The sequence below is a fragment of the Anaeromyxobacter sp. PSR-1 genome, assembly GCF_000964525.1.
GTDB lineage: Bacteria > Myxococcota > Myxococcia > Myxococcales > Anaeromyxobacteraceae > Anaeromyxobacter.
In genome coordinates this window covers 1-7,314 of record NZ_BAZG01000209.1, presented here as the reverse complement: position 1 = coordinate 7,314, position 7,314 = coordinate 1, and the positions used below count along the sequence as shown (strand labels likewise).

Here is a 7,314-nt window from a genome sequence, read left to right as displayed (position 1 = left end):
GCGCGATCCAGCCCGCGCCGGCCCAGCCGCACCTCGTCGAGCAGGTCCTCGAGCGCGTGCGCCAGCCGGGTCAGGCGCTCCACGCCGAACATGGAGGACAGGCCCTTCAGCGTGTGGGCGGCGCGGAAGACGCCGTTCAGGAGGTCCGGGTCCGGATCCTCGTGCCCGCCCGCCTCGAGCCGCATGAGCCCATGGCCGAGCGCGTCGATGGTCTCCTGGGCCTCGGAGACGAACTCGGCGAGCGCCTTCTGGGATCGGTCGGCCGGCATGGGCGGCGCGGAGGCGCGCCCCCGCGGCCGGGTCAGCGTACCACGCCGCCGACGTGCGGCAAGGCGCGGCCCCGGGACGGCATCTCCACGCGGGAGGGGGGCGCCACCACCTCCACGTCGAGCCCCATGGCGTTGCGGGCGGCGGTCAGGTCGCGCTGCAGCGCGCGCGGCTCGCCCAGCAGCACCTGCCGGCGCACCGGCCGGAGCGTGCTGGCCTCGAGCCACAGCCGCGCCGCCAGCCCCGGCTCGCCGGCGAACGGCGGGAACGACGAGGCGAACGCCTCGCTCCCGGCGCGGGCCATGGCGGTGCAGGCGCGGCGCGCGGCGCCCAGGAACGCGTCGGGCGCGAGCGGCACGGCGGGCAGGCCGAAGCAGAAGACGCGCGCCGGGCGGATGCGGCCGCCGGACGGGACGAGCAGCGCCTCCTCGGGCGCGGCCTCGAACAGCCCGCCGCGGATCACGCGCGAGACCGCGCCGCACATCCGCCAGTCCACGAAGCCGGCCAGCCCCTGGAGCGGCCGCTCCGGCCCGACGAAGACGCACAGCGCGTCCACGTCGAGCGCGTCGATGGCCTGCAGCCCCAGCTCCGCCACCTCGATCTTGAGCGTCACGCCTCGCCCCTCACCGCTCGCCGCGGCGCGCGGGCGGGAGGCCGCTCGCCACCTTGTCGAGGACGCCGTTCACGAACGCGCCCGAGCTCTCGGACCCGTACTTCTTCCCCAGCTCGATGGCCTCGTTGATGACCACCTTGACCGGCACGTCGGTGCGCAGCAGCTCGAACACCGCCAGCCGCAGCACGTTCCGGTCCACCTTGGCCATCCGGTCGAGCCGCCAGTTGGTGGAGACCGCCTCGATGGCCTCGTCCACCGCGCGCCGGTGCTGGGCCACGCCGCGCACCAGCCCCTCAGCCAGGTCCATCACCTCGCGCTCGACCGGCTCGAAGCTCTTCCAGAAGCGGGAGAGCGCGTCGTCGATGCCCTCGGCCGCCACGTCGATCTGGTAGAGCGCCTGCAGCGCGCGCTCGCGGGCCCTGGTCCGCCGGGACGTCACCGTCACTCCGCCTTCCGCGCGGGGGCGCGCGCGATCGCGCGCAGCACGTTGGCCTGCTCCACGGCCGCGGCCGCGGCCTCGGCGCCCTTGTTGCCCGCCTTCACGCCGGCGCGCTCCAGGGCCTGCTCCATGCTGTCGCAGGTGAGCACGCCCATGGCGACCGCGCAGCCGGCCTCCATGGCGACGTGGGCGACGCCCTTCGTCACCTCCGCCGACACGTACTCGAAGTGCGGCGTGCCGCCCCGGATCACCGCGCCGAGCGCGACCACCGCGTCGTAGCGGCCGGTGGCCACCACCCGGCGCAGGATCGCGGGCAGCTCGAACGTGCCCGGGCAGCGGAACACGTCGATGTCGCCGTCGGCGACGCCGTGCCGCCGGAGCGCGTCGGCCGCGCCCACCAGGAGCTGCTCGGTGACGAGCGAGTTGAAGCGCGCCACCACCAGCGCGGCCTTGAGGCCGGTGCCGACCAGCGAGCCTTCGTAGACGTTCATCGCCTTCCCTTTCCCTTCCTGGACGCGGGGGCCGGGCGCCGCCGCTTGGCGGCCCGCGCCGGGGCCGCCGGCGCGCGCGCCACCGCCGCCGCGACCGGCGCCAGCGTGAGCAGGTGGCCCATCTTGTCCCGCTTGGTGATGAGGTACGCGCGGTTCCGGCGCGTCGCCGGCATCTCGATCGGCACCCGCTCCACCACCTCGAGGCCGTAGCCCTCGAGGCCGATGATCTTCTTCGGGTTGTTGGTGAGCAGCCGCATCTTGCGCACGCCCAGGTCGCGGAGGATCTGGGCGCCGATGCCGTAGTCCCGCAGGTCCGGCTTGAAGCCGAGGCGCACGTTCGCCTCGGCGGTGTCGTACCCCTCGTCCTGCAGGTTGTACGCCTTCAGCTTGTTCGCCAGGCCGATGCCCCTGCCCTCCTGGTCGAGGTAGAGCAGCACGCCCTTGCCGGCCCGGTCGATCTGGTCCAGCGCGGCGTGGAGCTGCGGGCCGCAGTCGCACCGCTCGCTGCCGAAGACGTCGCCGGTGAGGCACTTCGAGTGGACCCGGACCAGCACCGCCTCGTTGGACCGCCACTTGCCCTTCACCAGCGCCACGTGCTGGTGGCGGTCCACGTCGTTCTCGTAGGCGACCGCGCGGTACTCGCCGTGCTCGGTGGGCAGCGGCGCCTCGGCCGCGCGCCGCACCAGCGTGTCCTTCATCATCCGGTACGAGATGAGATCGGCGACCGAGACGATAGGCAGGTCGTGCGCCCGGGAGAGCTTCTCCAGCTCGGGCATGCGCGCCATGGTGCCGTCGTCGTTCATCACCTCGCAGATGACGCCGGCCGGCTTCAGGCCGGCGAGGCGGGCGAGGTCCACCGAGCCCTCGGTCTGGCCGGCGCGCACCAGCACGCCGCCCTTCCGGGCGCGCAGCGGGAAGACGTGGCCCGGCCGCGCCAGGTCCTCGGGGCGGCAGCCGTCGGCGACCGCGGTGAGGATGGTGTGGGCGCGGTCCTTGGCGCTGATGCCGGTGCTGACGCCCTGGCGCGCCTCGATCGACACGGTGAACGCGGTGCCGAAGCCGGAGGTGTTCGCCGTCTCGTCCACCATGAGCGGGAGGCGCAGCTGCCGCACCTTCTCCTCGGTGAGGGACAGGCAGACCAGGCCGCGCCCGTAGCGGGCCATGAAGTTCACCGCCGCCGGGGTGACCTTCTCCGCGGCGAGGCACAGGTCGCCCTCGTTCTCGCGGTCCTCGTCGTCGGTCAGGATCACCATCTTGCCGGCGCGGAGGTAGGCGATGGCCTTCTCCACCCGGTCGACGGCGTGCTGCGCGTGCTCCGTCACGGCTTCTCCTCAGCTGCGTATCCCCAGCGCGCCAGGTCTCCCGCGCCGACGCCCTCGAACGCCCGCAGGCGCGCCACGTGGCGCGCCAGCACGTCGGCCTCGAGGTTCACCTTCGTGCCCGCCGCGGCCTGGCCCAGCGTGGTGCGGGCCAGGGTCTCCGGGATGAGCGCGAGCTCGAACCGGTCCCGGGCGGCCGCCGCCACGGTGAGCGACACCCCGTCCACCGCGATGGAGCCCTTCTCCGCCACGAGCGGCGCGATGGCGGCCGGCAGCGAGACGGCGAGGCGCGCGCCCTGCCCCTCCGGGACCCGGCGGAGCACCTCGCCCACCGCGTCCACGTGGCCCTGCACCAGGTGGCCCCCGAGCCGCTCGCCCACGGCGAGCGCGCGCTCCAGGTTGACCTTCGTGCCCGGCCGCCAGCCGCCGACGGTGGTCCGCGAGAGGGTCTCGGGGACCGCGTCGAACGACACCAGGCCGCCGCCGCGCTCGACCACCGTGAGGCACGCGCCGGAGCAGGCGATGCTCTCGCCCAGCACCAGCTCGTCCACCGGCAGCCGCGCAGGGCGGAGCGTCAGGCGAGCGCCTCCCTGCCGGGGGACGATCCGCTCCACCACGCCGACGTCGGCGACGAGTCCGGTGAACATTTCGCGCGAATCCTAGCCTCGTTGCGGGTTTTTCGCCAACGCGGTGCGGCGCGCCGGGACGCCCGTCACGAGCACGTCGTCGCCCACCCGCTCGAACGCCACCTGCTCCAGCCGCAGCGCGTCGGCCATCCGCGCCGGCCCGCGGCCCGCCACGAGCGGCACGCCGTCGCCGCCCGCGATCTTGGGGGCGACGAAGACGGCCACCCGGTCCACCAGCCCCGCCTCGAGGAAGCGCGCGTGGACGTGCGCGCCGCCCTCCACCAGCAGGTGCGCGACGCCGCGGGCGGCGAGCTTCGCGAGCAGGTCGCGGAGGTCCACGCCGCCCTTCCCGCGGCGGCAGCGCAGCAGCTCCACGCCCGGCCCGTACGGCCGCGCCGGCGGGGGAGCCGCGTGCGCCACGAGCGTGGGCGCCGGGGAGCCGCCGCGGAACAGCGCCAGCGTCCGCGGCAGGGAGAGGTCGCTGTCCAGCACCACGCGGATCGGGTCGCGGCCGCCGCGCGGCAGGCGCGTGGTGAGCCGGGGGTCGTCGGCGCGGGCCGTCCCGGCGCCGACCAGCACCGCGTCCACCCGGTCGCGGAGCCGGTGCACCCAGGCGCGCGCCGCCTCCCCGCTCACCCAGCGCGCGTCGCCGGTGCGGGTGGCGATGCGGCCGTCGAGCGTCACCGCCGCCTTCAGCGTCACGAACGGCCTGCCCTCGGTGATGAACGTGAACCAGGGCGCGTTGAGGCGGTCGCAGTCCTCGCGCAGCACGCCCTTCACCACCGCCACGCCGTTCCGGCGCAGCCGGGCCATCCCGCGCCCGTTCACGAGCGGGTTCGGGTCGCTCGAGCCCACGAACACGCGGCGCACGCCGGCCTCGAGCAGCGCCACCGAGCAGGGCGGCGTCTTGCCGAAGTGGTCGCAGGGCTCGAGCGTGGTGTACACGTCCGCGCCGCGCGCCAGCGCCCCGGCGGCGCGGAGCGCCACCACCTCGGCGTGCGGCCCGCCGGCGCGCGCGTGGTGGCCGCGCCCGACCACCCGCCCGTCGCGGACCACCACCGCGCCCACCGCCGGGTTCGGGCTGGTGCGCCCCACCCCGCGCGACGCCTCGCGCAGCGCCAGGCGCATGAAGCGCTCCGCCTCCGCGCCGGCGACGGGCGCGGGCGCACGGGCGCCCGCCCGCCGCCCGGTCGGCGCCGCGCGCGCGGTCACCGCTCCTCCCCCCCGTCCTTCCGCGCCAGGCCCGCCAGCTCGGTCATGAACTCGCCCACGTCGCGGAAGGCCCGGTACACCGAGGCGAAGCGCACGTAGGCCACCTCGTCGAGCGTGCGGAGCCGCTGCATCACCGCCTCGCCGATGACGGTGGTGCGGATCTCCCGCTCGCCCAGCTCCTGCACCTGCCGCTCCACCGCGGAGACGAGCGCCTCCACCTGCTCGGCGGAGACCGGCCGCTTCTGGCAGGCGGTGGCGACGCCCTCGACGATCTTGGCGCGGTCGAACGCCTCGCGGCGGCCGTCCTTCTTCACCACCTGCGGGAGCACGTCCTCGATGCGCTCGTAGGTCGTGAACCGGCGCTCGCAGGACAGGCAGGCCCGGCGCCGGCGCGTGGCCTGGCCGTCCTGCGTCTCGCGCGAGTCCACCACCCGGTCCTCGAGGTGTCCGCAGTAGGGACAGCGCATGGTCCACTCACCCCGGTCCGCCGCCCGGCGCGGGGCCCCGGGCGGCCCCGCCCCGCGGCGCGGCCGTCAGACGCGATCCGCGTACATCGGGAAGTGCGCGCAGAGGTCCTTCACCTCGCCGCGCACCCGCGCCAGCACCTGCTCGTCGGCCGGCGCGTCGAGCACGCGCCCGATGAGCGCGGCCACCAGCGTCATCTCCCGCGCGCCCATGCCGCGGGTGGAGAGCGCCGGCGTGCCGACCCGGATCCCGGAGGTCGTCATGGGCTTCTCCGGATCCCACGGGATCATGTTCTTGTTCACGGTGATGCCGGCCTTGCCGAGCGCCTCCTCGGCCACCTTGCCGGTGAGCTTCTTCGGGCGCAGGTCCACCAGCATCAGGTGGTTGTCGGTGCCGCCGGAGACGAGCCGCAGGCCCGCCGACTTCAGCCCCTCGGCCAGCACCTGGGCGTTCTCCACGATGCGCCGCTGGTACTCCTTGAACTCGGGGCGGAGCGCCTCGCCGAACGCGACCGCCTTCGCGGCGATGACGTGCTCGAGCGGTCCGCCCTGGATGCCGGGGAAGATCTGGGAGTTGAGCGTCTTCGCGTGGGCCTCGCGGCAGAGGATCATGCCCCCGCGCGGCCCGCGCAGCGTCTTGTGCGTGGTGGTGGTGACGATCTCCGAGTGCGGCACCGGCGACGGGTGCAGCCCGGCCGCGACCAGGCCGGCGATGTGCGCCATGTCCACCACCATGGCCGCGCCCACCTCGTTCGCGATCTCGGCGAAGCGGTCGAAGTGCAGCGTGCGCGAGTACGCGCTCGCGCCGACCATCAGGATGCGCGGCCGGTGCTCGCGGGCGAGGCGCGCCACCTCGTCCATGTCGATGGTCTCGTCGGACTGGCGCAGGCCGTACGGGACGATCTTGAAGAGCTTGCCGGAGAAGTTCACCGGCGAGCCGTGGGTGAGGTGCCCGCCGAAGTTCAGGCTCATGGCGAGCACCGTGTCGCCCGGCTTCGCCAGCGCGAAGTACGCGGCCATGTTGGCCTGCGAGCCGGCGTGCGGCTGCACGTTCGCGTGATCGGCGCCGAACAGCTGCTTGGCCCGGTCGATGGCGAGCTGCTCGACCTGGTCCACCACCTCGCAGCCGCCGTAGTAGCGCTTGCCCGGGTAGCCCTCGGCGTACTTGTTGGTGAGGGTCGAGCCGAGGGCCTCGAGCACCGCCGGCGAGACGAAGTTCTCGCTGGCGATGAGCTCGAGCCCCTCCGCCTGGCGCCGCGTCTCCTCGCGGATGAGCTTCGCGATCTGCGGATCGGCCTCGGCGAGGCGCTGCGTGGGCATCATCTTCGTTCTCTCCTCGGGAGCGGTGGCGGGTGGGCGGTTCTATCGCGCCCCGCCGGGTCAGGCAACGGGGCGGTTCAGCGCTCCAGCGCGCCGATCTTGTCCACGCGCCGCTGGTGCCGCCCGCCCTCGAACGGCGTCTCCAGGAACGCCTTCACGACGGCCGCGGCCACGCCGAGCCCGAGCACCCGTTCGCCGATGCAGAGCACGTTCGCGTCGTTGTGCGCGCGGGCCATCCGCGCGTCGAACTCGGTGACGCAGTGGGCGGCCCGGACGCCGTGGACCTTGTTGGCGGAGATGGACATGCCGATGCCGGTCCCGCACACCAGGATGCCCAGGCGCGCGCGCCCGGCCGCCACCGCCTCGGCCACCTGCCGGGCGTAGTCCGGGTAGTCCACGCTCTCGCTCGAGAACGGCCCCAGGTCCTCGACCTCGAACCCGGCCGCCCGCGCCACCTTCACCGCCTCGGCCCGCAGGTTCAGCCCTGCGTGGTCGGAGCCCGCGATCACCCGTTCGGCCATCACCGCCTCCTCTAGCGAAGGGGGCGCATTGTTCCACAGGAC

At 74.6% G+C, this 7,314-nt stretch carries 10 protein-coding genes; all 10 read right to left on the bottom strand.

The features are described from left to right. Positions 1-269: Hpt domain-containing protein (locus tag PSR1_RS20315; protein WP_193388395.1), on the bottom strand; the 269-nt coding region annotated here is incomplete at its 3' end. Positions 270-301: 32 nt separating this feature from the next. Beyond that, positions 302-880, bottom strand: a complete 579-nt coding sequence (locus tag PSR1_RS20310) for a peptidase M17 (protein ID WP_059439215.1) — start codon at positions 878-880, stop codon at positions 302-304. A 10-nt stretch (positions 881-890) separates the two neighbouring features. Beyond that, entirely contained in the window at positions 891-1,319 is a 429-nt protein-coding gene (nusB, locus tag PSR1_RS20305) for a transcription antitermination factor NusB (protein WP_011421790.1), read from the bottom strand. Positions 1,320-1,321: 2 nt separating this feature from the next. Next, a complete protein-coding gene (gene ribE, locus PSR1_RS20300; protein WP_059439214.1) occupies positions 1,322-1,810 on the bottom strand; it encodes a 6,7-dimethyl-8-ribityllumazine synthase in 489 nt (162 codons plus the stop codon). Continuing rightward, a complete protein-coding gene (locus PSR1_RS20295) occupies positions 1,807-3,132 on the bottom strand; it encodes a bifunctional 3,4-dihydroxy-2-butanone-4-phosphate synthase/GTP cyclohydrolase II (RefSeq protein WP_059439213.1) in 1,326 nt (441 codons plus the stop codon). The genes ribE and PSR1_RS20295 overlap by 4 nt, the downstream gene beginning before the upstream one ends. After that, on the bottom strand, positions 3,129-3,776 hold the full coding sequence (locus PSR1_RS20290; RefSeq protein WP_059439212.1) for a riboflavin synthase: 648 nt from the start codon (positions 3,774-3,776) through the stop codon (positions 3,129-3,131). The genes PSR1_RS20295 and PSR1_RS20290 overlap by 4 nt, the downstream gene beginning before the upstream one ends. Before the next feature lie 12 nt (positions 3,777-3,788). Beyond that, entirely contained in the window at positions 3,789-4,967 is a 1,179-nt protein-coding gene (gene ribD / locus PSR1_RS20285; RefSeq protein WP_059439211.1) for a bifunctional diaminohydroxyphosphoribosylaminopyrimidine deaminase/5-amino-6-(5-phosphoribosylamino)uracil reductase RibD, read from the bottom strand. Further along, a complete protein-coding gene (gene nrdR / locus PSR1_RS20280) occupies positions 4,964-5,434 on the bottom strand; it encodes a transcriptional regulator NrdR (protein ID WP_059439210.1) in 471 nt (156 codons plus the stop codon). The genes ribD and nrdR overlap by 4 nt, the downstream gene beginning before the upstream one ends. Positions 5,435-5,500: 66 nt before the next feature. Continuing rightward, complete coding sequence (gene glyA, locus PSR1_RS20275) at positions 5,501-6,754, bottom strand: serine hydroxymethyltransferase (RefSeq protein WP_059439209.1); 1,254 nt, start codon at positions 6,752-6,754, stop codon at positions 5,501-5,503. 74 nt (positions 6,755-6,828) lie between these two features. Beyond that, positions 6,829-7,272: a ribose 5-phosphate isomerase B gene (gene rpiB / locus PSR1_RS20270; RefSeq protein WP_012526840.1), complete on the bottom strand. Its 444-nt coding sequence runs from the start codon at positions 7,270-7,272 to the stop codon at positions 6,829-6,831. Positions 7,273-7,314: the final 42 nt, after the last annotated feature.